This is a genomic window from Limnobacter thiooxidans (genome assembly GCF_036323495.1).
Lineage (GTDB): Bacteria > Pseudomonadota > Gammaproteobacteria > Burkholderiales > Burkholderiaceae_B > Limnobacter > Limnobacter thiooxidans.
Map to the genome: position 1 here is coordinate 736820 of NZ_AP028947.1, position 23249 is coordinate 760068.

Genomic DNA, 23249 nt, shown 5'->3' on the forward strand with positions numbered 1-23249 from the left:
ATCTGCCTGTGAGACAATTGTTTCTTCAACAGATTCAACATTCTTTAAGCACTTCAAATTATGTCACAAGCCACGCCAAGTTCCACAGCCGATGAAACGAAGATTCCCCGCGACGACAATCGCCTGGTTTGGGTTGACATGGAAATGACAGGCCTTGACCCCTTCAATGACAAGGTCATCGAGGTGGCTGTGGTCGTGACCGACAGCGAGCTGAATGTGCTGGAGGAAGGCCCCGTTCTGGCCATACACCAAAGCGATGAAATTCTGGCCGGCATGGATGCCTGGAATACCAGCACCCATGGCAAATCAGGGCTGACCGCCCGCGTGAAAGAATCCACCATTGACGAAGCCCAGGCAGAGGTCTTGTTGATCGAATTCCTGGCGAAATACATTGGCCCCGGCAAAAGTCCGATGTGTGGCAACAGCATTTGCCAGGACCGTCGCTTCATGGCCAAGTACATGCCAAAACTGGAAGCCTATTTTCACTACCGCAATCTGGATGTGAGCACGCTGAAAGAATTGTGCAAGCGCTGGAACCCCACCACTGCGCGCAAGTTCATCAAGAAAACCAAGCACACCGCCTTGGCGGATATTCACGAATCAATCGATGAATTGCGTTTTTACCGAGAGAACTTTATTGTGGCGCCAGAGGTGAAGGCAGGTCAGTCGACGCCGGCGGCCTGACTTCCAGTGCATTGCGTTGGCGCATCACATGCGCCAGCAGCAGCGCCAGGCACACGCCAGCCAGCAGCAAGCCTGCGGCACTGGCCATCCAGAATCCTTCTGATTTCAATGGGTTTGTTTGCCAAACCCCCAGCCACATGCCCCCACCAATGCCCACAAACCACAGGCTGACGAGGTAAATCAGCATGGGGCGCGCTGACACGCGGTAAGCCCGCAAGGAAAACGAGCACAGCGTTTGTATGGCGTCAATGAAGTGGTAAGCAATCACCCAAGGCATTAGCCCCAGCGCCACTTCAATGGTTCGCTCGTCGTTGGTGTACAGCGAAACCAGTTCCCGGTCAAAGACGTACAGCCCCAGGCAAACGCAGGCCGCCACAACCACCGCGGTTTCAATGCCGCGCTTGATCAATATGCTGGCGTGGCGGTTGTAACCCGCGCCAATTTGCTGGGATGCCAGAACCGTGGTGGCATTGCCCAGCGACAGGCACACCATGTAGGCCATGGCTGCCATGTTGGACACAATTTGATGCCCCCCAAGCTGATACACGTCAAAGCGCGACACCAGCAGTGCAATCACCGTGAATGAACTGACCTCGATCAGGTACGACCCGCCAATGGGCAGTCCCAGCCTAAGTATTTGACCCAGTCGGGTCCAGTCTGGTTTCAGGCTCTGGATGGATTTGAATGCGGTGTAATGTTTGTCGAACAGCCAGATACAGGCCGAAATGCCCAATACCAGCCACATGGTGGCTGCAGTGGCCCATCCAAAGCCCGCAGCACCCAGGGCAGGCAAGCCCAAGCCGCCATTCATGAACCAGATGTTCAAGGGAATTTTCAAAGCCAGCATCAGCACTTGAAGCGCCACCACAACCTGTGGGCGGGAAATGGACTGGTTCAGCGCGTAAAACACCCTGAAAACCAGTGCGGCGGGCAGCCCCCAGGCAATGCCCAGAAGATAACCGCGCGTGTCTTGGGCAATGCTGGGCGGGGTATTGGTCAGGGAGAAAATCGGATCAGGGTTCAGCAGGACAAGAACCCCAATGCAGCTCATGGTCAGTGCAAGCCACACACCCTGGACCGCGTCTTCCCCCACCTTGCGATATTCGCCTGCGCCAAAATGCGCTGAGCAGATCGGGGTCAGCCCGATAATCACACCCATCAGGCCCACGTAAAGGCTGACATAGATCGACGACCCCACGGCCATGGCTGCCAACACATCTGGCCCAGCCTGGCCCGCCATCAGGGTGTCGACCAGACCGTTGCCCATCACGGCCAACTGACCCAACAAAATTGGCAGGGCCTGGTTCAACAAAGCCCGACGTGGCCGGGTTTGTGCAAATGAAACCGCTGTACTACTGGCCATGCCGCACCTTCAACAACTACCGCCCCGAGCGGGCGTACAAAAAGAAAAACTCGTGCCGGTCCGAATTTCGGTTGCCGGTCCAGATCAATTCCCAACGGTCCGAGGCTTTCGACTCAAAGTCCACCTTCACAGGCAGGCCTTGGCGAGTGGTGTCTTGCAGCAACAGGTAATTGCACTTGGGCGCTTCTGCTCGAAAGCCCTTGCGAACAAAATTCACGTCTGCATGATATTGCAGTGTTGCCCGTTGGGCATAGCCCAGGTTGTAATCGGCAACACATTCAGAATCGCCATGCGACGGATGATTGTTGACTGCACGTGTAACCGCTTCGCCCAATGATTTAAAGCTTTTTGCATAATCAATTCTTGGAATCCACAGTGTCATCATCAACAACCACAGCAGAATCACACCGCCGCTGGACAATACCATGGGGCGCCACAAGGCCCGGTTACGAGTTGATGAGGTACGCCAAATGATCAAACGGGCCCAGGCCATGCTGGCCACAACAGCTAGCGCAAGTTCAAGCCCGATGACGTCAGGCACATAGCCAGGCGACAGTTTCTCGAAATTAGCTGCAATCTTGGCTGGAAATCCGAATGTTGCTGCGGTCCAGCCCAGCCAAACCAATACCGCCGCAAAGGTGAACCACAGCACAGCGAACCAGTCGATCAAGGCAATCAAGCCGCGTTTCATGGTCGACAGACCAATTGCTGCAAGTATGGACAAAGGTGCAAGCAGCGGGAAGTAGTTGGCTTCATCGGCAGGGTTTGTTATGAATAAAACCACAATACCCGCCAAAGCGCCTGCCAATGGAATTCGAATGGAGGGTTCGCTTAGTGCCGTGCGGTAGCGCCACACCGTCCAGCAGGCCATGGGCAGAATCGGCCATAAAAACCAGCTAAGAGTTTTCAAGGTCACGATCAATGCTGGAAGATCGAACGACTTGGTGGGGTCCAGAATCAGGAAGCGCCGCACGTTCCATTCATTCCACGCGTTCCACCATATCTCACCTTGCTTCTGGCTCATCAACCAGAAAAACCAGATTGCGAAAGCCACACAAAACACCGCGGCAGCCCGGGTCATGCGGCGCAACAGGCCAAATCGCAGTGAACTGTGAGTAGTCGAGCTGATTAACAGAAGCAACAGAAAAGGCAACCAGTGAGCCCAGCCACGGGCAAAAAATGCGATGGCAATACCGACACCCAGCATCCAGCCTGCACCGATTGGTCGATCTAGTGAGCGTACGGCACCCAGCAACATGATGGAAATACCTGCCAATTCAGCCAATTCTGGTACTTGCATGTGCGAACGCACCAGCAAGCCCAAGGTGCCCAACAGGCAAAGTACCGAGGCATCCGCCACCGAGCGGGCGTAATCCACCCGGGTCGGTGCTGTGCCCAGCGGGTCTTCCGGTTGAAGTTCAACCCGTTTGGCCAGCCGATAGGTGGCGTTCCAGATGGCCCATCCAGCCAGAACAAGCCAGAACACATTGCCCAAGCGCATGGCGTCGTCCAGCCAATTGTGTGGAATGCCCACGACCAGTGCCAGTTTGCCCAGCAGTCCTGCAAGCCAGGCGGACAACAATCCGCCTTCCACGTACAGCCTGTCTCCGATCGAGGAAAATGCCCACTCAGAGAAGGGAGTTTGCGCAAAAGTGAAGCTTTGCCCGAACCCGGCCGCATCGTCGGGTTTCCAGGGCGTGCGCGCAAAAAGTCCAGGCAAGATGTAGAGCAGAATCAAGCCCCACAGTAGCCTGCGTGACAAGCGTGTGTTATTGGCAGCAGTGATGACCATAAGTTCTTATTGTGTCTGGAAAAACAAAAGGCAGCCAGTTTTCCTGAGCTGCCTTTCTTTGAACGACTTTCCTGATTCAGCTCAATATCATTACTGAGCCTGCACAAATTACTTCTTGAAGCGATCGAATCTGCGACGGAACTTCTCAACGCGACCTGCGGTGTCCACGATGGTGTTCTGCGCGCCGGTGTAGAAGGGGTGTGATTCGGAGCTCACGTCCAGCTTGATTACTGGGTACTCTTTGCCTTCGAACTCGCCTGTTTCACGGCTTGATGCTGTGGAACGGCAGATGAATTTGAAGCCATTGGACATGTCGATGAACAACATTTCGCGGTAGTTTGGGTGAATTCCGTCTTTCATGAGTTTCTCCGTTGCAGCCAACCCAGCGGTCTTTGTTCGACAAGGCCGAGTCACTTGCTGGTTAATTAGGTAACCGCGAATTATAGATTCGCCGGTCGAATGGGTCAAGCGATTGTTTATCCGCTGTTTTTTCAAGCGCATGTAGGTGCTTCGTTTGCTCAGGCGCATGCCACGTTCCTCGTTCACTCAGGCGCAGTCCCCCTTCCGCCGGAAAGCCTGTATTTCCCTTTTTTGACGTTCACACGGACTCACCGTGTTCGGCAAAACACATGGCCGAACACGGTGTCGGCTTGCAGCCGAACGTGGCGTGTGAATTCAAAACGGGCAGGCTTTCTTGAATGGCGGTGCAAGGGCCATGCTGCCTTCGCAAACTTGAACGGGCTGCGTCTGTGACTTTCTGTGGGCAATGTGCGACTTGCATGCTGCGGCGTTGCTCAAGTCAATTGACTTCCACCAAAGCAAGTTCGCAGTCTGAGGGTGTTCGTTGTCACCAGCCTTCAACCGGCGCAAGTTCGCAGCCTGGGGGACGTGTTCGTTTGCTGCATCATCTTGCCGATTCAGGGCAAGGCTTCCCGGCTGATTCTGGCTTGGGGCATGCGAATACGCGCTAGCGTTTCGCATGCCCCAAGCCAGAATCAATAAGCCGGGAAACAAGCCTTGACCAAGGCGAGATGAGCAGTAAAGAACTTCGACCCAAAGGCCTGCGCAACAAAAGCGAAATGAGCAGCACCAAATACCGACAAAAGACCTGCGAAAAAAAAACCGCCAGCCCGGTTCTCACCAAGCCAGCGGTTCTCATTCCAACGGGCCCGAAAGCCCGAAGAAAAGCTACAGAGGCAATTACATGCCCATGCCGCCCATACCACCCATTCCGCCCATGCCACCCATGTCAGGTGCTGAAGGCTTGTCTTCCGCCAGGTCTGCAACCATGCAGTCTGTGGTCAACATCAGGGAAGCAACTGACGCTGCATTTTGCAAAGCAGTGCGGGTTACCTTGGTTGGGTCCAGAACGCCCATGTCAACCATGTCGCCGTACTCGCCAGTGGCTGCGTTGTAGCCGTAGTTGCCTTCGCCGCCCATCACGTTGTTGGCCACAACAGATGATTCTTCACCTGCGTTGGTCACGATCATGCGCAGTGGCTCTTCCATGGCACGCAGAACAATCTTGATACCTGCGTCCTGGTCGGGGTTTGCACCCTTCAAGCCAGCAATCTTGGCGCGTGCGCGCAGCAGGGCTACGCCGCCGCCTGGCACAATGCCTTCTTCAACAGCAGCGCGTGTTGCGTGCAATGCATCTTCAACGCGTGCTTTCTTTTCTTTCATTTCCACTTCAGTGGCAGCACCTACCTTGATCACTGCAACACCGCCGGCCAGCTTGGCCACGCGCTCTTGCAGTTTTTCACGGTCGTAGTCCGAAGAAGACTCTTCGATCTGGCCACGAATCTGCTTCACACGGGCTTCAATGTTTGCGCCGTCGCCAGCACCGTCGATGATGATGGTGTTTTCTTTGCCCACTTCAATGCGCTTGGCTTGGCCCAGGTGTTCCAGGGTTACTGTTTCCAGGCTCATGCCGGTTTCTTCAGCGATAACAACACCGCCAGTCAAGATGGCGATGTCTTCCAGCATGGCTTTGCGACGGTCACCAAAACCAGGTGCCTTCACTGCGCAAGTTTTCAGGATGCCGCGAATGTTGTTCACAACCAAAGTCGCCAAGGCTTCGCCTTCGATGTCTTCAGCAATGATCAACAGGGGGCGACCAGCTTTGGCCACCTGTTCCAGTGTGGGCAGCAGGTCACGAATGTTGCTGATTTTCTTGTCGTGCAACAGAACAAACGGGTTGTCCAAAGCGGCAACCTGCTTTTCCTGGTTGTTGATGAAGTAGGGGCTCAGGTAGCCGCGGTCAAACTGCATACCTTCAACCACGTCAAGTTCGTTGTCCAGGCTCTTGCCGTCTTCAACAGTAATGACGCCTTCCTTGCCTACTTTTTCCATGGCTTCGGCAATGATGTTGCCGATGGATTCATCGCTGTTGGCGGAAATGGAGCCAACCTGTGCAATAGCCTTGGTCGTTGAGCAAGGCTTTGACAATGCGCGCAGTTCGCCGATAGCGGCTGTCACTGCTTTGTCGATACCGCGCTTCAGGTCCATTGGGTTCATGCCGGCGGCAACAAACTTCATGCCTTCCTTCACGATGGCCTGGGCCAGAACTGTCGCAGTAGTTGTACCGTCACCTGCGTTGTCGGATGTCTTGGAAGCAACTTCCTTGACCATCTGTGCACCCATGTTTTCGAACTTGTCTTTCAGTTCGATTTCCTTGGCCACGGACACACCGTCCTTGGTCACTGTGGGGGCGCCGAATGAGCGCTCAAGCACCACGTTGCGGCCTTTGGGGCCCAAAGTCACTTTCACTGCGTTGGCCAGAATGTTTACGCCACGCACCATGCGGCTGCGAGCGTCGTCGCCGAAAAATACTTCTTTAGCTGCCATGATTAATCTTCCTTTTTCTATTCTGAATAATTAGGCTTCAATTACGCCCATGATGTCTTCTTCGCGCATAACCAGCACTTCCTTGCCATCCACCTTGATGGCTTGACCGGCGTACTTGCCGAACAACACGCGCTGGCCTACCTGCACGTCCATGGCGATCAGCTTGCCGCTGTCATCACGCTTGCCTGGGCCTACTGCAATAACTTCACCTTGATCGGGCTTCTCGGCTGCGGATTCTGGAATCACGATGCCAGAGGCTGTTGTGCGCTCGCTGTCGAGACGCTTCACGATCACGCGATCATGCAACGGACGAATGTTCATGGATACCACTCCTAAATTTGTCTTTTAAAATGAATTGCTTGGTCAAACTGGCAGGTGTGTTGCTAGCACTCGCTGCCATCGAGTGCTAATAATAGGGGTGGGGTGGGTCTATTTCAAGGGGCATGCCTAAAAAAAGTTGTCAGCAAGCGGAGCGTAAGTCACATTTGTTTACACTGTGGTTCGATCCCAATGCGTGTATTGTCCGATGAACAAAGCAAAGTCCCTATTCATTGTCTTTTTTTTGCTGTTAATCAATCTCAGCCTGTTGCATGTGGCCACTCTCAGTTGGCATAGCCCCTTGGGTGCAGGTTGGATGGGTGTCTTTGTGCTGGCTTTGCCCAATTTCTACCTGTTTGTCTGGATGTTCATGGGTCGACGGGCACGAACCTCCCGTAACCTGCACCTCTTGATGGCCACGAACCTGATGGGCATTGCACTGGTGTTAACCGACCCCGCCATGGAAGCCAATCCTTGGCCGCTCGTCCTTGGCAACCTGATTTTCTTCAGCAGCATTGCCTACATTTTCTGGTATTCGCACTTGGGCGAGCGCAACAATGTCCAGTTGAAAGAGGGTGAAAAGCTACCGGCGTTCGAGCTGAAAACGCTGGAAGGTACCCGTTTTTCCAGCGAGCAGCTCAAGGGAGCAGCCTGGCTTCTGATTTTCTACAGGGGCAACTGGTGCCCTTTGTGCATGACCCAAATTCGCGAAGTGGCTGGCCGCTACATTGAGCTTGACCGCTTGGGTGTGAAGGTTGCACTCATCAGCCCGCAGCCTGAAACCAAAACCCAAGACCTGGCCAAGCGCTTTAAGGTGCCCATGGCCTTTTTTGTGGATGTCGATTTCAAGACCAGCAAAAAGCTGAATCTCGTTGCCGATAATGGCGTTCCATTTGGCTTGAAGTGGTTCGGGCATGGCGAACACACCGTGTTGCCCACCGTGTTGATCATCAACAAACACGGGCGCATTGTGTATTCAGATCAAACCTCCAACTACCGGGTTCGTCCTGAACCCGATCAGTTTCTCGAGGTGGCTCGTCAGAAGTTGGCCGTGACTGAAGCCTGATTCAATCCATGACCTATTGGGGCGACGCTCAACGCAATTCCATGGCTGCCGATGCTGCAGCCTGGGTGGCAGCTGCCTTGCGGATGCTATTGATCAGGTCTTTGCTGATACGGCTTTCCATGCGGCGGTGGACAGGTTCAAATGCCTTTCTCCAAAGTTCTAATTCCACCGCACTTAATGTGTGCACCTGCGTGTTTTTAAACTGTTTCACTTTGACCAAGGCCATCGCATTCAGTTTTTCTGCTTCGTCGTCATTCTTGCGGGTTGCGTCCACAATACATCGCTCAAGGGTCAGCCGAAGGTCTGCGGGCAGGCTGTTCCAGAACTTGCGGTTCACAATGACGGCGTAGCCCAGGTAGCCATGGTTGGTCACAGCCACATACTTCTGTACCTCGTGCATGTTTTTGGAATAGAGGTTGGAGGGAGGATTTTCCGTGCCGTCCACAAGGCCGGTTTCTAGCGCGGTGTAGACATCCGAAAACGCCAGGGGCAGAGGCGTGGCACCAAGCGCCTCCATTTGGGCCTCCAGTACCCGGGAGGGTTGTATCCGCATGCGCTTGCCTTTCAAATCCTCGGGTAGCCTGATGGGAGAATTTGAGCTCATTACCTTGAAACCATTGTCCCAGTAGGCCAGACCCAAAATACCCCGGTCTTCAAGCTGGGACAGCAACTCGCGACCAATTGCACCTTGAGTCACTGTTTTCAGCACCTGGCGGTTCGGAAATATGTACGGCAGATCGAACACTTCGAAATCGCGCAAACCCAACTGACCAAACTTTGCGAGGGAGGGCGCCAGCATCTGTACTGCACCAAGCTGCAAGGCTTCCAGTTCTTCCCGGTCTTTGTACAGTGAGGAGTTGGGATAAACCTGAACCTTGACCCTTCCACGTGTCCGCTCTTCGGCCAGTCGCTTGAATTCCAGTGCTGCAAGGCCCTTTGGGGTGTTTTCATCCACCACATGGCTGAATTTGATGAGGATGGGTGGCGCAGCAATTGCAGGCTGCAAAGTCATCACTGCAAATCCAAGTAATAGCGCAAAGACTGACGGAACGTTCATAGAGTGGGCAGGTTCTGTGTATTCATCGAAATTTGCAGAGTAAGACAAGCAACACCATTGTGGGTTTCCACATCCACTGAAAACTTCCGTGGTTTCGTGGCACTATCCTGCGATGCAAGTATTCGCCCCACACGAGCCCAATCTCAAGAAAATCAAGCGCAGACAGGCTGTGCGTTTCGGCGTACCTGTACTCGTCTTTTCCCTGTTGATGGCTCTGTTGGTGGCGGCAGTGTACTACGCCCAGCAAGACGAGCGTGACGAAAACCAGGCAAAGCTGATTGCAGACGCGCTTTGGGCTCGCCAAAACATCCAGTTCCAGGTGGGTGGGTTAATCAATTCGCTTGAAGCGCTCACGAACGACCCAGTGCTTTATCCCTCCAGCCGCATGGCATCCAGCCTCAATCAACTGGGGCGCAGCTCTGGCGAATTGGTGGCCGTATTTCGCGGTCGAGAATTGTCACCCTTGGTCAATATTGAAGAAGCATTTGACGAGTACGATCTCGAAGCGGTTCGTCAGCTGATTTCCGGTGCGGCTCTTCAAAGGGTGGATTCTAGTCTGGACGGCTTGGTCGGGCCGTTTCTGTTTCGGGGCCGAAACTACGTGGTTAACGTCAGCATTGGTCAGCGTGGCAATGCAGTAACCGCGAGTCTTATCGACCTGGACTTGATGCTGGAGCGTGAATTGCCTTGGTGGTTCGCCCAGGACAACCAGGTGGAGCTGCTCGATGCAAGCGGGGCTACGCTTTCACGCCTGATCAAGGCCAGCCCCGGGGCGGGTGTGTACATGCACACCACCTCGCTGGAACTCGGTGGGCTTCAATTTCAACTCAGGGTCAACAGCATTCAGGAAGGACCCCGTTTGTTCAATTACGGCATCACTGGCGCTTTGGCCTTCTTGCTGTTGCTTTTGTTGCTCAGTTTCGTGATGCTGTGGCGCGATTCCCGGCGCCGTCTCGAAATCGAGGCGCGTCTGGAAGAAGAAAAGCTGTTCCGGCAGTCCATGCAGGACTCCATGGCTGTGGGGTTGCGGGTCTGGGATCTCGAAGGGGTTATCCGTTACGTCAACCCGGCCTTTTGTAACATGGTGGGGTACAAACCAGACGAGTTGATCGGTGTGCCCCAGCCCTTGCCCTATTGGCCCCGTAAAAGTACTGAAGAATACAAGCGCCTTGTGGCAGACGTCATTTCCGGCAATGCTCCACCCGAAGGTTTTGAAACGGTATATCAGCACAAAAATGGCAAGTTGATTGATGTGCTGATTGTGGAGGCCCCACTGAAAGATGTCCGCGGCAGCCACACCGGCTGGATGAGTTCCGTGATTGACATCACGGACCGCAAGCGTTCGGAATCACTGATTGCAGAACAAAGGGAAAAGCTGCAGTCGGCTTCACGGTTTGCACTGGTGGGCGAAGTGGCCTCCAACATTGCCCATGAATTGAATCAGCCGCTTGCAACCATGGTGTCTTACGCGCAGGCCGGCATGAATCTGAGCCAGCGGGGGGGCAATGTGGAAACCTATGCCCAGTTGTTTGAGAAGTTGCGGGATCAAGCCCAGCGTGCCGGGCGCGTGGTGGGTTCGGTGCAGAACCTTGTCCGGAAACGTCGGCCCACCCGGGAGAATGTGCGGGTCTCTGATCTCATTGACTCCATTCGGTTCATGGTCAATTCCACGGCCATGTTGCACCAGGTGCGCTTGCACTTTGACATCGGCACGCCCAATTTTGATTTGTACATTGACCGCATCATGGTCGAGCAGGCTTTGGTGAATCTGGTCAAGAACGCTTCAGAGGCCTTCACTGCTTCGCAGCGCATTCGCAATGTCTGGATCAAGACCCGATTGCTGGACCACTCTTTCGAGTTTTCAGTGCGTGACGACGGCCCCGGTTTAAGCCTCAACAACGCGGAAAAAATGTTTGAAGCCCTGGTGTCTACAAAACCCGATGGCTTGGGCCTGGGGTTAAGTCTTTGCCGATCCGTGGCCGAGTCACATGGCGGGCGTTTGAAAGCAGAGGCTGTGCCCACCGGGGGTACCTGCTTTACAATGGACCTGCCGATGGCAATCAAAGAATCCATGGATGGGGAGCAGTCAGTTGGAGCAAGCTAAGAACGTGCAAGTGTTGCTGTTGGATGACGACGATGACCTTCGCGAAGGCATGAAGTGGATGTTTGAAACCATGGACCTGCCCATGGAAGGTTTCGCAAGTTTCGAGCAGTTTCGCGTGCGTCTTGATGAATACGTCAACAGCACAGCCGAATTGTGTTTGCTGCTGGATCTGCGCATGCCCGACATGTCGGGGCTTGAGGTTTTTGCCTGGTTAAAGCGTTCAGGCTACAGCCTTGACCGCCTGCCCGTGATTTTCCTGACCGGGCATGGCGACATTTCCACAGCCGTGGAGGCTGTCAAAAACGGCGCATTTGATTTTTACGAAAAACCCACCACCGACCAACGGCTTGTTGAGCGGGTCAAGCAGGCTTTGCAAAAGTCCGGGGAGTTTCTCGCCAATCTGGAAGTGCTCAAACAATGGTCGGAACGAATCGACCGCTTGTCACCCCGCGAAAGGGAAGTCATGTTCCTGGTGGCCAAGGGCAAGCTGAACAAGGTCATCGCTTCCGAGCTGGATATCTCGATGCGTACAGTGGAAGTTCACCGTGCCAATGTATTTGAAAAACTCAAAGTTCGTTCAGCGGCTGAACTGGCAACCCTCTTGAGCCGCTTGAGCGACCGGCTTGGTTTCGACCAGTTGGCCGGGCTCGAATAAGCAATTCACTTTTTTTCCACAGCTGGCGTTGAATCAGCGGCTGCGTCTTTCGGTGAATCTATCACCGTTTGTGCCGGTGCCGGTGTTTCGTTGGCTGCGAAGTTCACCTTGATCTGATTGGCCAGCAAGTGATAAATCGACGCGGGCAAAATCCGCTTGCTGACCTGGGTGGAAATTGCTGATACAAAAATCAGGGGCATCACCAGGTCATGGTTGTCCACCATCTCCAGCACAATAACAAATGCAGTAATGGGGCAGTGTGTGACTGCGGATAATACGCCCACCATGGCGAGCAACATCAGGGGTGCTGTTTCGCTGTTGGTCAGGTTGGCAAAAAAGTGTCCAAAGCCGGCTCCAATTGACAGGGTGGGCGAGAACACCCCCCCCGGTGCACCACTGGCGAACGAGATCACGGTAGCCGCCATTTTGGTCAGCCAGAACATGGGTGACAAATCCTGACTGTCCTGTAGCGCAGCTTTCGTTTCTTCGTAACCGGCCCCAAATACCTCTGCTCCGAATACCAGTGCCATGGCGGAAAGTGTCAGCCCGCAACATGCCGCGAACCGATATGGGTACTTGCTTCGAAGCGCACCCAGCCTGCTTTTACTGGAAACCAGGATCAGCATGCTGCGGCCATACAGTCCACCGACGATGCCTGTCAGTATGGCCAGCGAGAAGATGGTGAACCACTCTTCGCCCCAGTCTATGGTGGCATTCGAGTATCCAAAGTACGAGTAATTTCCCTGCAGGATCAGCGCCACCAAGCCAGCCAGAACAATCGCCATCAGCAGAGCCGAGGTGTGCCGCATGGTTTTTCTGCGGCCAAGTTCTTCAAAGGCAAACATCAACCCGCCCAAAGGCGTGTTGAACGCTGCCGCTACACCCGCGGCCCCGCCGGCAATGATCAGCGAACGCGTGTCAAACAATTTGGCAATGCCGGGAAACCTGCCTGTGTAGGCCATCAATGCAGCGCCAATTTGCACGGTGGGGCCTTCACGCCCGGCCGCCGCACCGGCTGCAATCACAAAGGGTGTCACCAGCAGTTTTCCGAAAAATGCACGGGGCCCCAGCAAATGCTGTATCAGTCTGGGCTTGGGGTGTTTAGTCACCTTGATGGCCTGCGGTATGCCGCTGCCGCCAGCTCCCCAGAAATAAGTATTGACCAACCACAATGCAGCAGGCAACACGATGGGCGGCAAGGCCAGCGCAATCCACATGTGTTCGGCAAACAGTTCCTTGTTCCATTCCCCGGCGAAATCCGACATCCAGGCGAAACCCACCGCCAGAAAGCCCACCAGCAGGGAGAAGGCATAAATGACGGACACGATCATGCCCCGGTCTGCCATGAACCGGGATAGGCGGGCGCTTTGTGCGATCCACTTGCTTTTGGAATTGAACGGCACTGTGGAAGGAGGTCCTGGATTTGGGGTTAATTGGAATTACATACAAATTGTCGCATAAAAACAAAAAACCCTCAGTCATTCAACTGAGGGTTTTTTGTTTGGAGTTTCCTCCAGCTTGCTTTTTAAAGTGCAGTTACTGCACCTTAAGTCGGCAATTAGTCTGCGCGACGACGGCTGAAACCACCGCGGTCACCCATGTTGCGGGCAGCCTGTTCCTTGCGGGCACCGGAAGCATGCTCACGCTTGGGACCTGCAGGTGCAGCACCTTCGGCGCGGAAAGCTGGGCGTGCACGCTCTTCTGAACGTGGGAAGCTTGGGCGTTCTGCATCGCGGTTCCACTTCTTGGGCGCATCGGAATTGCCGGCAAAACCTGCTGGCTTGCGATCACCAAACGACTTGCGTTCGCCGAATGATGGCTTGTCACCAAATGACTTGCGCTCGCCGAAGGGCTTGCGGTCACCAAATGAAGGCTTGTCGCCGAAAGGTTTGCGGTCGCCGAAAGGCTTGCGGTCACCGAAGCTGCGCTCTTCGCCTTGAACAAACGGCTTGCGGTCGCCAAAGCTGCGCTCTTCGCGGGCCTCGAAGGGTTTGCGGTCACCAAAAGAGGGCTTGTCGCCATACGATTTGCGTTCGCCAAAAGCTGGGCGGTCGCCGTAGGACTTGCGCTCACCAAAGGCAGGCTTGTCGCCGTAGGATTTGCGCTCGCCGAAGCTGCGCTCTTCACGGCCTTCGAAGGGCTTGCGGTCACCGAAAGAAGGCTTGTCGCCGTACGATTTGCGCTCGCCGCCACCAAAGCTGCGACCTTCTGAACGGCCACCGCCGTTGCCGGCATAGCCGCCACCACTTGGACGGCCACGACCGCCACCACTTGGCTTGCCGCCACGTGGGGCCTGTGTGAAGTTGCCGCGTGGCTCGAGGCCTTCGACCTGCTCTTCAGGAATGCGGGAATTGATGAAACGCTCGATACCGCGAACACTCACGATGTCGCAGGCTTCAGCCAGGGTAACAGCCACGCCAGTGCGGCCAGCACGGCCAGTACGGCCAATGCGGTGCACATAGTCTTCCGACTTCATGGGCATACCGTAGTTGATCACGTGTGAAATCGCGGGCACATCCAGGCCACGGGCTGCAACATCGGTTGCAACCAGTACCTTGATGTCGCCTTTGCGAACGCTGGCCAAACGGCGGTTACGCACAACTTGTGGCATGCCACCGTGCAGGGCGCAGGCACGTACGCCTTCGTCGGCCAGGTCACGGGCCAGGTTTTCAGCATCAATCTGTGTGCTGGTGAAAACCACGGCTTGTACCATGTCTGGGTGTTCCAGCCAGTGGTTCAGCAGCTTGCGCTTGTGGCCACGGTTGTCAGCCCACATCAGTTTTTGAGCGATGTCGGTGTTGGCTTCGTTCTGAGCCGCCATTTCAATGCGCTTGGGGTTGTTCATGATGTTTTCAGCCAAACCGATAATGCGCTTGGCAAAGGTGGCAGAGAACATCAGGGTTTGAATGCGGTTGCCGCAAAGCTGGTCGATGGCTTCCAGGTCTTCAGAGAAGCCCAGGTCAAGCATGCGGTCTGCTTCGTCAACAATCAGGGTGGTCACAGTGCTCAGGTTCAACTTGCCTTGCTGGGCCAAGTCGAGCAGGCGGCCCGGTGTGCCTACAACAATGCGTGCACCGCGCAGGCTGGCCATTTGCTTGCCGTAGGGCATGCCGCCAACCACGGTTGCAACGCGAACACCCTTGGTGAATTTCACCAGGTTGATCGCATCCTGGCTAACCTGTTGGGCCAATTCACGGGTAGGGCACAGTACCAGGCATTCGGGGCCGGCCATTGCTTCCATGGGGCTTTGTTCGCCAACCATCATGCGGTGCATGACAGGCAGCAGGAAGCCAAAAGTTTTGCCGCTACCGGTCTGACTGGAAACCATAAGGTCGCCGCCGTCTTTGCCCAGTGGCACGACTTCTTGTTGTACGAGTGTAGGGGCAGTAATGTTCAAAGCATTCAGGGCTTGCAGCAAAGGCGCGGCAAGACCCATGTCATCAAATGACATAGACATGATAAAAGTTCCAATTCGATGTGGACTTAAAAATTCATCGACGAACAGAAATAAGACGACGCGGCTGGGAACTAGTTGTTCCGGATGGTCGCAAGAGAACTGGCGGCGATGGGCAAAGCACAGCTTCAAAAGCTTGTGCCAACAAAGGCAACCCAACGCGGTCCAATGGTGAGAATCGTAAAACGACCCGTTGATTTGCAATCTGGAGCGAAGTCTACTTGTTTTGGGTGCAATGCACAAGAAAAGATTGGAGTTAAAACCACAATTAGAAGAAAAACACCAACGTACCCATTAATGCCTATCAATATTTCCCGAATCCGGACGTTATCACCTGCAGAGGTAGTCGATTTTTCGAAATGCATCTGCATTTCTGTCAGGACCGGAATATGAAAAAACTGAAGATATTGATGGTGGCCGGCGCGGCGACTATGTTGAGTTCGTGCGATCTGTCCCAGATTCCAGGGCTCGACGGCAAATTGTCGATTGAGGACAGCAAAGCTGTGGGTGCCGCTTGCCGACATTCGGGCAGGGCACTTGAAGATTGTTTTCTCATGAATCCAAAAACGCACCCGGCAGGGGTTTTTGACGGCTGGCGTGACATGAATGACTACATGCTGGCCAATGAAATCGAGGTGGTAAAACCTGAGGTTCGTAATTCAGCGTACAAGCAGGATGAACCTTCAGGCAAGGAGGATGCGGGGCATTCATCTGCTCCGGCAGTAGGGGTGCCGGCCGGATCCCCGCCTGGGTCGTCGGCTGAATCGGCTCCGCCAGTTGCAGGACGACAACGCTGGACGCCAAAAGGAGTCTCCGAGCCTTCAGCCCAAGCCCCCTCAGAATCAACGCAGGCTCCAGCCAAGGATGCCGCGGAGCTTACTCCTGAGAAAGAAAAACCAGCCAGTGCAAATGCACCCGCAACCGAGGCGCCCCCCCGACCTTGGGAACGCAAGAAAGACCCCAAGAAACACACCTGACGTGATCTTGCCGCGCCCATCGAGGGGCGCGGATGCTATCCTGAACAGCTCCCTTGGACTTTCAGGATCTTCAGCGTGCACCTCAAGGTTTGCCGGTTTTATCCCCAATTTTCTTCCAGCTTGATGCCCGCAGTGTTGTTGCCTGCCGTGTTGTGTGTGGCTTCGTTGTTCTTCAGCCAAGCCGGATCGGCTACTGAGCTTGAACCCACCGTTAGAATTTTTCCCTCATCAGTCACCCAGGCATTTGTCAAGAAAGGCATAGCCAGTGCAGATTTCACCGCTTATGCCCTGCCTGTTGCACCGTATGCGCACCGCAAGCCGCAAGCTTACGCGCATGGTTCGAGTCGCCTCGTCAACCCGGCGTCTGTGGCCAAGGTGTTTACCACGGGCCTCGCCTTGCAAAGGCTGGAATCCACCTACCGCTTCAAAACGGGCTTTCACGCACAGGCAGAACCCGTCGATGGCGTGCTTAACGGCCCCTTGTACATCAAGGGCAGCGGAGATCCGGCCTTTCAGACTGCTGATTTGTGGATTTCCTTGCGTCAATTGAGAAGCATGGGAGTCGATGTGATCAACGGCCCTGTGGTTTTTGACGACTCGGCCTTCGCCGAGCAGGTGCCCAGTCTGGGATTGGCCGAAGAAGATTCTTTTGATGATGCACCTCACCGGGCCTATCATGCCCAGCCCGATGCGCTGTTGCTCAACTATGGTGCGATGTCTATTGATCTGAAGATCAATGAAAATACAGTGATTGTGGTGCCTGAAGAAGCACCGAAGGACTGGGCTTTTGTTTCCGACATTGTTTTGACTCAAGGCGCTTGTGGTGCATGGAAAAACGGCATGAGCGTGGAATTTACCCGCGCCAAGCAGAACGTGATTGTGACTGTAAAGGGTAATTACCCCCGTCGTTGTGGTCTTTCCCGCTTGCCCATACGAATTCCTCCCCAAGACTGGCTCTGGGAGTCCTGGGTGAAAGAAATCTGGCTTCAGTTGGGTGGGAAATTTGCCGGGCCGCAAGGCGGGCAGGTGATTAAAGGTATTTCCCCAACCAACACGATTGCTTTGTACACCCACTTTGGAAAACCCCTCAGCGAGTTGATTCGGCAAATCAACAAATGGTCGAGCAATGTGATGGCGAGGCACCTTGAGCTGGCGGTGGCGGGTACCCCGGAGGCATTCAACCGGCAAATGCTGGACTGGTTGAAATCACAGGGTATTGGGGTGAATGACTGGTTCTTCGAAAATGGGTCTGGTTTATCCCGCACCACCCGCATCGACGCCAAGGGCTTGGCTGAGTTCCTGGCCAACATGGCAAACCGGGCAGACTTCCCCGATTTCCTTGCCAGTTTTCCGCGTGCTGGTGCCGACGGCACACTGCAGCGTCGGGTGGGTGGGGTGGAAGGTTTTGCCTATCTGAAAACCGGAAGTTTGAATGGGGTTCGTTCCTTGGGTGGCTACCTTCGCGACACGCAGGGCCAATTGTGGGCGGTGGGGGTTTTGGTGGAAAGCCCAAAGGCCAACGAAAGTTGGCCGCCCATGGAAAGTCTGCTTGAGTTTTTGTACAGACCGGAGTGAATCGGGTTAAAAAAACAGGTCTTGCCTGCAAGCCTTGTGCAAGCAAGGTTTTCCTTTGTTAGACTGATTTATTGATGCCAATAACCTGAACGGAGCTAAGAATATGGACAACAACAAAGACAAGCTGTTTAGCGACATGAAAATCGTATTGAGTGACGCGGAAGATTTGTTGAAAGCTGCTGCTTCATCGTCAGGGGAGCGCGCTGTAGAGCTGCGTGAAAAAGCGCTGATCAGTTTGCGTCGTGCCAAGGAAGTCATGCAGGACGCCCAATCCGCCGTGCTCGAAAAAGGCAAGGCAGCCGCTCGCGCCACTGACGATTATGTTCATGATCATCCCTGGAAAGCTGTGGGCATTGCCGCAGCCGTCGGTTTTGTGTTGGGCTTGATCATCAACCGTCGATAACAAGGCGCAAGGTGTTGAATTCCAATGCAAGGGCCGCACTAAAGCGGGTGGTTTCAAGCTTGTTAGGCATGGGGCAAACCCGCCTTGAACTGGCGGGCGTTGAGCTGGCTCAGGCGCGTCAATCGGCTGTGCGTACAGTGTTGTGGTCATTGCTGACCGCACTGGCCTTGTCATTTGCGTCCGTGTTTTTGTGCATATTGGTCATAGCCCTGTCTTGGGAATCTTACCGATTCACCGCCATCGCAGCCTGTGCCGCGTTCTATCTGGTTTTGGGTTCCTACTTTTATGTGAAGCTCAAAGACACTTTGTCTGCACAGCCTCCACTGTTCGAGGCCACTCTGGCTGAATTGGGCCGGGATCGGCAAGCGATATTGGATAGCCTGGCGGAAGACACAGAAGCAGAGACAAGCCGGGGACCACGATGAGCAAAAAGTTTGATGCCCTGGAGGCTCGCAAAGAACTCCTGATGATGAAAGCCGAACTTGAACGCATGGAATTTGGCGGGCAGGTTGATGCGCTCAGGAAAGAGTTCGCCTGGATCAATACATTCAAACAGCTTGCCAACTGGATTGGGCGTTTCAATTCCCGTGCATTGTCACCCGTGGCCAGCTTGGGCGGGCCAGTCTGGCAGGAGCGTTTGAGAAGACATCCATTGTTGGGTATGTTGGCTTCAACAGCTTTGCTACGGTTCAGCAAGCCACTTTCAAAATTGGCCATGCGGGCGGGTGTGGGTGCAGCTGTTTTGGCGGCAGGGGTATTCTGGTTTCAAACGAAAAGCCCTTGGGCTTCCCGTTCGCAAATCAGACACTCTACCGACCACTTTTCCGACTAAAGTTCAGCCTCCAAGCTACAAACCGAGTCGGGTCATCAGTTCTCGGACCCGCTCATCCAGATTCGGGTCTGGCTGAATACTGCGACCCCACTCCCTTGTTGTTTCGCCTGGCCATTTGTTGGTGGCGTCCAATCCCATTTTTCCACCCAAACCACTGACCGGGCTTGCAAAGTCAAGGTAATCAATCGGGGTGTTTTCAATCAACACGGTATCCCGTACCGGGTCCATTCGGGTCGTGATGGCCCAAATCACTTCCTTCCAGTCCCGCGCATTCACATCGTCATCTACCACCACGATGAACTTGGTGTACATGAACTGACGCAAGAAGCTCCATGCACCCATCATCACGCGCTTGGCATGGCCTGCATAAGCCTTTTTCATGGAAATGACCGCCATGCGGTAACTGCAGCCTTCGGGCGGCAGGTAAAAGTCCACGATTTCCGGAAACTGCTTTTGCAGGATTGGGACGAACACTTCGTTCAGTGCCACACCCAGCACTGCGGGCTCATCGGGCGGTTTGCCCGTGTAGGTGGAGTGATAAATTGCATCATCACGCAGCGTAATTCGGTCCACCGTAAACACCGGAAACCAGTCTTGCTCGTTGTAATAACCAGTGTGGTCACCGTAAGGGCCTTCCAGCGCACAATCCCAGCCCTTCAAATACTCAGGCACGGGTGGTGGTTCACGCAATATTGTTACCCCGGCTCGAAGTTCTGGCACTTGGCCATCGGTTCGGCCTTTTCGGGCCGCTACCGCGATGGGGTGGTCATAGGGGTAGATATGACCTTCCAGTACCATTTCTGCTTCAGCGGGTACTTGAAGATCATTGCCTTTACAGGCGATCAGTTCGGTACGGCTACCGCGCAGCAGGCCAGCAAACTGGTATTCAGACAAGGTGTCGGGTACCGGGGTAACAGCCCCCAGAATGGTTGCTGGGTCTGCACCCAGTGCCACGGAAATAGGGAAGGGCTGCCCAGGGTATTTCAGGGCGTGGTCCCGAAAGTCGAGCGCACCCCCCCGGTGGGCAAGCCAGCGCATGATGAGGCGGTTTTTGCCGACCTGCTGTTGCCTGTAAATGCCCAGGTTCTGGCGTTTGCGATTGGGGCCTTTGGTGATTACCAGTCCCCAGGTAAGCAAGGGCGCCGCATCGTCGGGCCAGCAGGTCCAGATTGGAATCTGGTTCAAGTCGACGTCCGGGCCTTCGATGGTGTTCTCTTGACAAGGCGCCTTGCTGACCACCTTGGGGGCCATCGATAGCACCTGCTTCACCAATGGCAATTTGTCCATGGCATCGCGCAGGCCCTTAGGGGGTTCCGGTTCCTTCAGGTAGGCTAAAGTGCGACCGATTTCCCGCAACGCTTCGGTATTGCTGGCGCCCATGCCCATGGCCACGCGCCTGGGTGTCCCGAAAAGATTGCCCAACACCCGGTGTTTGTAACCCGCGGGCGCATCGAACAACAAGGCTGGGCCTTGTGCACGCAGCACCTTGTCGCACAAGTGGGTCATTTCGAGAACTGGGCTTACGGATTCCGGTACGCGCTGAAGTTCACCTTCTTTGTAAAGTAAATCAATGAAGTCTCGAAGGTTTTTATATCGCATTGTGAAAAATATCGACCTGTTGTCGTCCAAAAGGAACAGTTGACAAGAAACTACAACCCACCTTTAAAGCGTTTCCAGATGCGCCTTGACCGGGCACTGGGCTTGGCAATGTGGGGTCAGTCCATGTTTTGGGTAGAAAGACTCTACCAGATTTTGGATTGACCACCGAACACGTTGACCCTAGAATCCGCTCAGCTTTGTGACAGGCATCAAGCAGGTCACACAAACGCAGTTGGAGGGTGAAACTTAAGGGAACTTAAGCAAACCTAACTTCATCTTAAGAGTGTTTTGACCATGCAGTGCCAGTTTTACAGGGTGGTTAAAGCAGAACGTTCTGCCTCACGGACAAAATGGAGGCAGATGCACCGCTGAGTCAAACAATGCAGGGTTAAGCCTGCGTTTGCGTAGCAGAGGAGGTTGCATGAAGCAGTACGAAACCGTTCTGAGCGTTAATGGCCAGCAGGCTGAACCTCAGAGTTTTATCCAGTCATTCAAAAACGCGGTCTCAGGTCTAGGTGTAGCGACATCAGTTCTGGTCGCAGGCGCAGTGGCAATTTTGTTGTCCAATGCCGAGCTTCGCAGTCAGGTCTTTTTTTCGGCGCCTGTGCAAGCTGTTTTTGCCACCGAAATCGACTTGCTCAGTACTGGTCTTGCTACCAGTGATGCCAGCGCCGAGGCACCGGTCAACTCAGGTTCAAAAAACCTGATTCCGGTGAAATTCAACTCAATTGATGTCAGCAAACCGCTAACACCGGGGCAACGTCAAATTACCTCATACTTGGCCAAACGTTACAGCGTTTCACCTGAGGCAGTCGAGTCCATTGTTCGACTGGCCTACAAGGTGGGCAAGGAAGAGAAAGTTGAACCCACACTTATCCTGGCCATTGTTGGCGTTGAGTCTTCTTACAATCCGTTTGCAGCCAGTCCTGTGGGTGCGCGCGGTCTGATGCAGATCATGCCCAAAATTCACAAGGACAAGTTTGAGGCCCTGTCGCCCGGCGACTGGTCCCCATTGAACCCCGAGATGAACATGCGTGTGGGTGCGAAAATCATTCGCGAATACACACGTCGGACGGGATCCGTGAATGCAGGTTTGCGCTGGTATGTGGGTGCGGCTGTACACGGCAATGACGGTGGATATCCCGACAAGGTGCTGGGCTTGAAGTCCAGGATTGACTCAGTCTATCAGCAAGGCCATTTGGTGGCTTCGCGACCCAAGGCCGAGAAAGTGACTGCTGTCACTGTCGTCAGTCCTGATTCCGAAGGTTAATTGGTTGCCGGCCAGGTCTGTAAATCAAGTCTGCAAATTAAGTTTGCAGATTAAGTTTGTGAATTGAACCGGCGAATTCTTTCCACGGCAAGCTCAAGGTTCTCCATCGAGTTGGCGTAAGAAAATCGCATCATGGTTGTTCCCCGGTGTTCTGAGAAATCTTTGCCGGGTACCGCACACACCAATGCCTTTTCCAGAAGCTCTTTGCAATAACGCTCGCTGTCAAAGGGTGCTTTGGCATAGATGTAAAAGGCGGAATCGGGTGTGGATTGAATTTCGATGCCTGCCAGGGGCAGGGATTGCATCATGAAGTCACGCCTGGCCTTGAATATTTGCCGACGTTGTTCGCAAATTTTCAGGGTGTCATCTTGAAAGCAGGCCAGCGCAGCCCATTGGGCAGGTGTATTCGGGCAAATGCTGAGGTTTTGCGCCAAGCGCTCAATGGCTGGAGCCAATGCATCGGGTACAACCATCCAGCCCAGCCGAAGACCAGTCATTCCAAAATATTTTGAAAAGCTGTTGATCACCACCAGTGGCCACTGTGCACATGGTGCGCCCGTGATTTGTAACACGCTTTGCGCCGTGTTGTCGTAACACAGGGATTGGTAGATTTCGTCAACGATAGTGAATCCATCCCGATGCGCGACCTCTTGCACAATTTCCTTCATGTCGGAGCTACTTAATTGTGTGCCCGTGGGGTTGTTCGGCGAGGCCAGCAGCACGCCAGCGGTTTGGGGCTTCCAATTCTGATTTAATTCATCCCAACTGGGTTGAAAGTTGTTTTCTTCCCGGGTTTGTACAAAGCGGGGAATGCCGCCGGCCATTTGCACGAATGTTTTGTTGCACGGGTATCCGGGGTCGGCCAGCATGACTTCCTGGCCCGGATTAATCAATGCGAGGCAGGCGTACATCAATGCGGTGGACGCACCCGAGGTAATCACAATTTGCCGGGCCGGTACCGTAACCTGAAAGGCGGTGCGATAGTAAGTACTGATGGCCTCGCGAAGTTCTGGCAGGCCGAGTGCGGCTGTGTAACGGGTCTTGTTGTCGGCAACAGCCTTTATCAACGCTTGTTGCACGGGCTCTGGCATTGGGAAATCGGGTTCCCCAATGGACAGATGAATCACCGGTTTGCCCTGCGCTTCCAGTGCGTTAGCGTGCTTGACCAATTCCATGACATGGAAGGGTTGGACCAAGTTGCTGAGATCAGACTGCTTCAATTCATCACCCTAGTTAGTGAGAGGGGGCAACAA

General features: G+C 54.2%; 21 protein-coding genes. 10 read left to right on the forward strand and 11 right to left on the reverse strand.

Annotated elements, in window-relative coordinates:
• Positions 1–60 precede the first annotated feature (60 nt).
• Positions 61–684, forward strand: a complete 624-nt coding sequence (orn, locus tag RGQ30_RS03320; protein WP_130558335.1) for an oligoribonuclease — start codon at positions 61–63, stop codon at positions 682–684.
• Here the strand turns inward: orn and RGQ30_RS03325 are convergent.
• The 6 genes from RGQ30_RS03325 to RGQ30_RS03350 all read right to left on the reverse strand — a co-directional run bounded on the left by RGQ30_RS03325 (position 635) and on the right by RGQ30_RS03350 (position 7007).
• Positions 635–2047 (reverse strand): MATE family efflux transporter, encoded by a 1413-nt coding sequence (locus RGQ30_RS03325; protein WP_130558334.1) that lies wholly within the window; start codon positions 2045–2047, stop codon positions 635–637. The genes orn and RGQ30_RS03325 overlap by 50 nt on opposite strands.
• A 16-nt stretch (positions 2048–2063) precedes the next feature.
• Positions 2064–3839, reverse strand: coding sequence for a hypothetical protein (locus tag RGQ30_RS03330; protein WP_130558333.1), 1776 nt, complete (start codon positions 3837–3839; stop codon positions 2064–2066).
• Positions 3840–3947: 108 nt separating this feature from the next.
• Complete coding sequence (locus RGQ30_RS03335) at positions 3948–4199, reverse strand: type B 50S ribosomal protein L31 (RefSeq protein WP_130558332.1); 252 nt, start codon at positions 4197–4199, stop codon at positions 3948–3950.
• Positions 4200–4514: 315 nt separating this feature from the next.
• Positions 4515–4820, reverse strand: coding sequence for a hypothetical protein (locus RGQ30_RS03340; protein WP_130558331.1), 306 nt, complete (start codon positions 4818–4820; stop codon positions 4515–4517).
• A 219-nt stretch (positions 4821–5039) separates the two neighbouring features.
• The gene (groL, locus tag RGQ30_RS03345; RefSeq protein ID WP_130558330.1) at positions 5040–6686 is read right to left on the reverse strand and encodes a chaperonin GroEL; all 1647 of its coding nucleotides are present in this window, start codon (positions 6684–6686) and stop codon (positions 5040–5042) included.
• Positions 6687–6716: 30 nt separating this feature from the next.
• Positions 6717–7007, reverse strand: a complete 291-nt coding sequence (locus RGQ30_RS03350; RefSeq protein WP_130558329.1) for a co-chaperone GroES — start codon at positions 7005–7007, stop codon at positions 6717–6719.
• A 241-nt stretch (positions 7008–7248) separates the two neighbouring features.
• On the opposite strand from RGQ30_RS03350, the gene RGQ30_RS03355 reads away from it, so the two are divergent.
• Entirely contained in the window at positions 7249–8070 is an 822-nt protein-coding gene (locus tag RGQ30_RS03355; protein WP_338284726.1) for a peroxiredoxin family protein, read from the forward strand.
• 28 nt (positions 8071–8098) lie between these two features.
• Here the strand turns inward: RGQ30_RS03355 and RGQ30_RS03360 are convergent, their stop codons facing one another.
• Entirely contained in the window at positions 8099–9127 is a 1029-nt protein-coding gene (locus RGQ30_RS03360) for a TRAP transporter substrate-binding protein (RefSeq protein ID WP_130558327.1), read from the reverse strand.
• Positions 9128–9239: 112 nt separating this feature from the next.
• On the opposite strand from RGQ30_RS03360, the gene RGQ30_RS03365 reads away from it, so the two are divergent.
• The gene (locus RGQ30_RS03365) at positions 9240–11231 is read left to right on the forward strand and encodes a two-component system sensor histidine kinase NtrB (RefSeq protein ID WP_130558326.1); all 1992 of its coding nucleotides are present in this window, start codon (positions 9240–9242) and stop codon (positions 11229–11231) included.
• A complete protein-coding gene (locus tag RGQ30_RS03370) occupies positions 11218–11886 on the forward strand; it encodes a response regulator transcription factor (RefSeq protein ID WP_338284729.1) in 669 nt (222 codons plus the stop codon). The genes RGQ30_RS03365 and RGQ30_RS03370 overlap by 14 nt, the downstream gene beginning before the upstream one ends.
• 5 nt (positions 11887–11891) lie before the next feature.
• Here the strand turns inward: RGQ30_RS03370 and RGQ30_RS03375 are convergent, their stop codons facing one another.
• Positions 11892–13289 carry a chloride channel protein gene (locus tag RGQ30_RS03375; RefSeq protein ID WP_130558324.1) on the reverse strand — a complete coding sequence of 466 codons (1398 nt, stop codon included), beginning with the start codon at positions 13287–13289 and terminating at the stop codon, positions 11892–11894.
• Positions 13290–13444: 155 nt separating this feature from the next.
• Positions 13445–15343, reverse strand: coding sequence for a DEAD/DEAH box helicase (locus tag RGQ30_RS03380; protein WP_130558323.1), 1899 nt, complete (start codon positions 15341–15343; stop codon positions 13445–13447).
• Between the two features lie 386 nt (positions 15344–15729).
• On the opposite strand from RGQ30_RS03380, the gene RGQ30_RS03385 reads away from it, so the two are divergent.
• From RGQ30_RS03385 to RGQ30_RS03405, 5 genes are all read left to right on the forward strand, one after another.
• On the forward strand, positions 15730–16317 hold the full coding sequence (locus RGQ30_RS03385; RefSeq protein ID WP_130558322.1) for a hypothetical protein: 588 nt from the start codon (positions 15730–15732) through the stop codon (positions 16315–16317).
• A gap of 75 nt (positions 16318–16392) precedes the next feature.
• Positions 16393–17892 (forward strand): D-alanyl-D-alanine carboxypeptidase/D-alanyl-D-alanine endopeptidase, encoded by a 1500-nt coding sequence (gene dacB, locus RGQ30_RS03390; protein ID WP_298218997.1) that lies wholly within the window; start codon positions 16393–16395, stop codon positions 17890–17892.
• Between the two features lie 103 nt (positions 17893–17995).
• Positions 17996–18295, forward strand: coding sequence for an ElaB/YgaM/YqjD family protein (locus RGQ30_RS03395; RefSeq protein ID WP_130558320.1), 300 nt, complete (start codon positions 17996–17998; stop codon positions 18293–18295).
• A 14-nt stretch (positions 18296–18309) separates the two neighbouring features.
• Positions 18310–18720 carry a phage holin family protein gene (locus RGQ30_RS03400; RefSeq protein WP_298218999.1) on the forward strand — a complete coding sequence of 137 codons (411 nt, stop codon included), beginning with the start codon at positions 18310–18312 and terminating at the stop codon, positions 18718–18720.
• Positions 18717–19127: a hypothetical protein gene (locus RGQ30_RS03405; RefSeq protein WP_130558318.1), complete on the forward strand. Its 411-nt coding sequence runs from the start codon at positions 18717–18719 to the stop codon at positions 19125–19127. The genes RGQ30_RS03400 and RGQ30_RS03405 overlap by 4 nt, the downstream gene beginning before the upstream one ends.
• A gap of 15 nt (positions 19128–19142) precedes the next feature.
• On the opposite strand, the gene RGQ30_RS03410 is transcribed toward RGQ30_RS03405, so the two are convergent.
• Positions 19143–20726 (reverse strand): UbiD family decarboxylase, encoded by a 1584-nt coding sequence (locus tag RGQ30_RS03410; protein ID WP_130558317.1) that lies wholly within the window; start codon positions 20724–20726, stop codon positions 19143–19145.
• A 421-nt stretch (positions 20727–21147) separates the two neighbouring features.
• Here RGQ30_RS03410 and RGQ30_RS03415 point away from each other — a divergent pair, with 421 nt between their 5' ends.
• Positions 21148–21996 carry a lytic transglycosylase domain-containing protein gene (locus RGQ30_RS03415; RefSeq protein ID WP_130558316.1) on the forward strand — a complete coding sequence of 283 codons (849 nt, stop codon included), beginning with the start codon at positions 21148–21150 and terminating at the stop codon, positions 21994–21996.
• A 50-nt stretch (positions 21997–22046) separates the two neighbouring features.
• Here RGQ30_RS03415 and RGQ30_RS03420 read toward each other — a convergent pair whose 3' ends face one another.
• Positions 22047–23216, reverse strand: coding sequence for an aminotransferase class I/II-fold pyridoxal phosphate-dependent enzyme (locus RGQ30_RS03420; RefSeq protein ID WP_338284732.1), 1170 nt, complete (start codon positions 23214–23216; stop codon positions 22047–22049).
• Between the last annotated feature and the right edge of the window lie 33 nt (positions 23217–23249).

Coding starts and splice junctions, on each gene's coding strand:
- orn (WP_130558335.1), top strand. CDS start 61: ATGTCACAAGCCACGCCAAGTTCCACAGCCGATGAAACGAAGATTCCC.
- RGQ30_RS03325 (WP_130558334.1), bottom strand. CDS start 2,047: ATGGCCAGTAGTACAGCGGTTTCATTTGCACAAACCCGGCCACGTCGG.
- RGQ30_RS03330 (WP_130558333.1), bottom strand. CDS start 3,839: ATGGTCATCACTGCTGCCAATAACACACGCTTGTCACGCAGGCTACTG.
- RGQ30_RS03335 (WP_130558332.1), bottom strand. CDS start 4,199: ATGAAAGACGGAATTCACCCAAACTACCGCGAAATGTTGTTCATCGAC.
- RGQ30_RS03340 (WP_130558331.1), bottom strand. CDS start 4,820: ATGCGAAACGCTAGCGCGTATTCGCATGCCCCAAGCCAGAATCAGCCG.
- groL (WP_130558330.1), bottom strand. CDS start 6,686: ATGGCAGCTAAAGAAGTATTTTTCGGCGACGACGCTCGCAGCCGCATG.
- RGQ30_RS03350 (WP_130558329.1), bottom strand. CDS start 7,007: ATGAACATTCGTCCGTTGCATGATCGCGTGATCGTGAAGCGTCTCGAC.
- RGQ30_RS03360 (WP_130558327.1), bottom strand. CDS start 9,127: ATGAACGTTCCGTCAGTCTTTGCGCTATTACTTGGATTTGCAGTGATG.
- RGQ30_RS03365 (WP_130558326.1), top strand. CDS start 9,240: ATGCAAGTATTCGCCCCACACGAGCCCAATCTCAAGAAAATCAAGCGC.
- RGQ30_RS03380 (WP_130558323.1), bottom strand. CDS start 15,343: ATGTCTATGTCATTTGATGACATGGGTCTTGCCGCGCCTTTGCTGCAA.
- RGQ30_RS03385 (WP_130558322.1), top strand. CDS start 15,730: ATGAAAAAACTGAAGATATTGATGGTGGCCGGCGCGGCGACTATGTTG.
- RGQ30_RS03395 (WP_130558320.1), top strand. CDS start 17,996: ATGGACAACAACAAAGACAAGCTGTTTAGCGACATGAAAATCGTATTG.
- RGQ30_RS03405 (WP_130558318.1), top strand. CDS start 18,717: ATGAGCAAAAAGTTTGATGCCCTGGAGGCTCGCAAAGAACTCCTGATG.
- RGQ30_RS03410 (WP_130558317.1), bottom strand. CDS start 20,726: ATGCGATATAAAAACCTTCGAGACTTCATTGATTTACTTTACAAAGAA.
- RGQ30_RS03415 (WP_130558316.1), top strand. CDS start 21,148: ATGAAGCAGTACGAAACCGTTCTGAGCGTTAATGGCCAGCAGGCTGAA.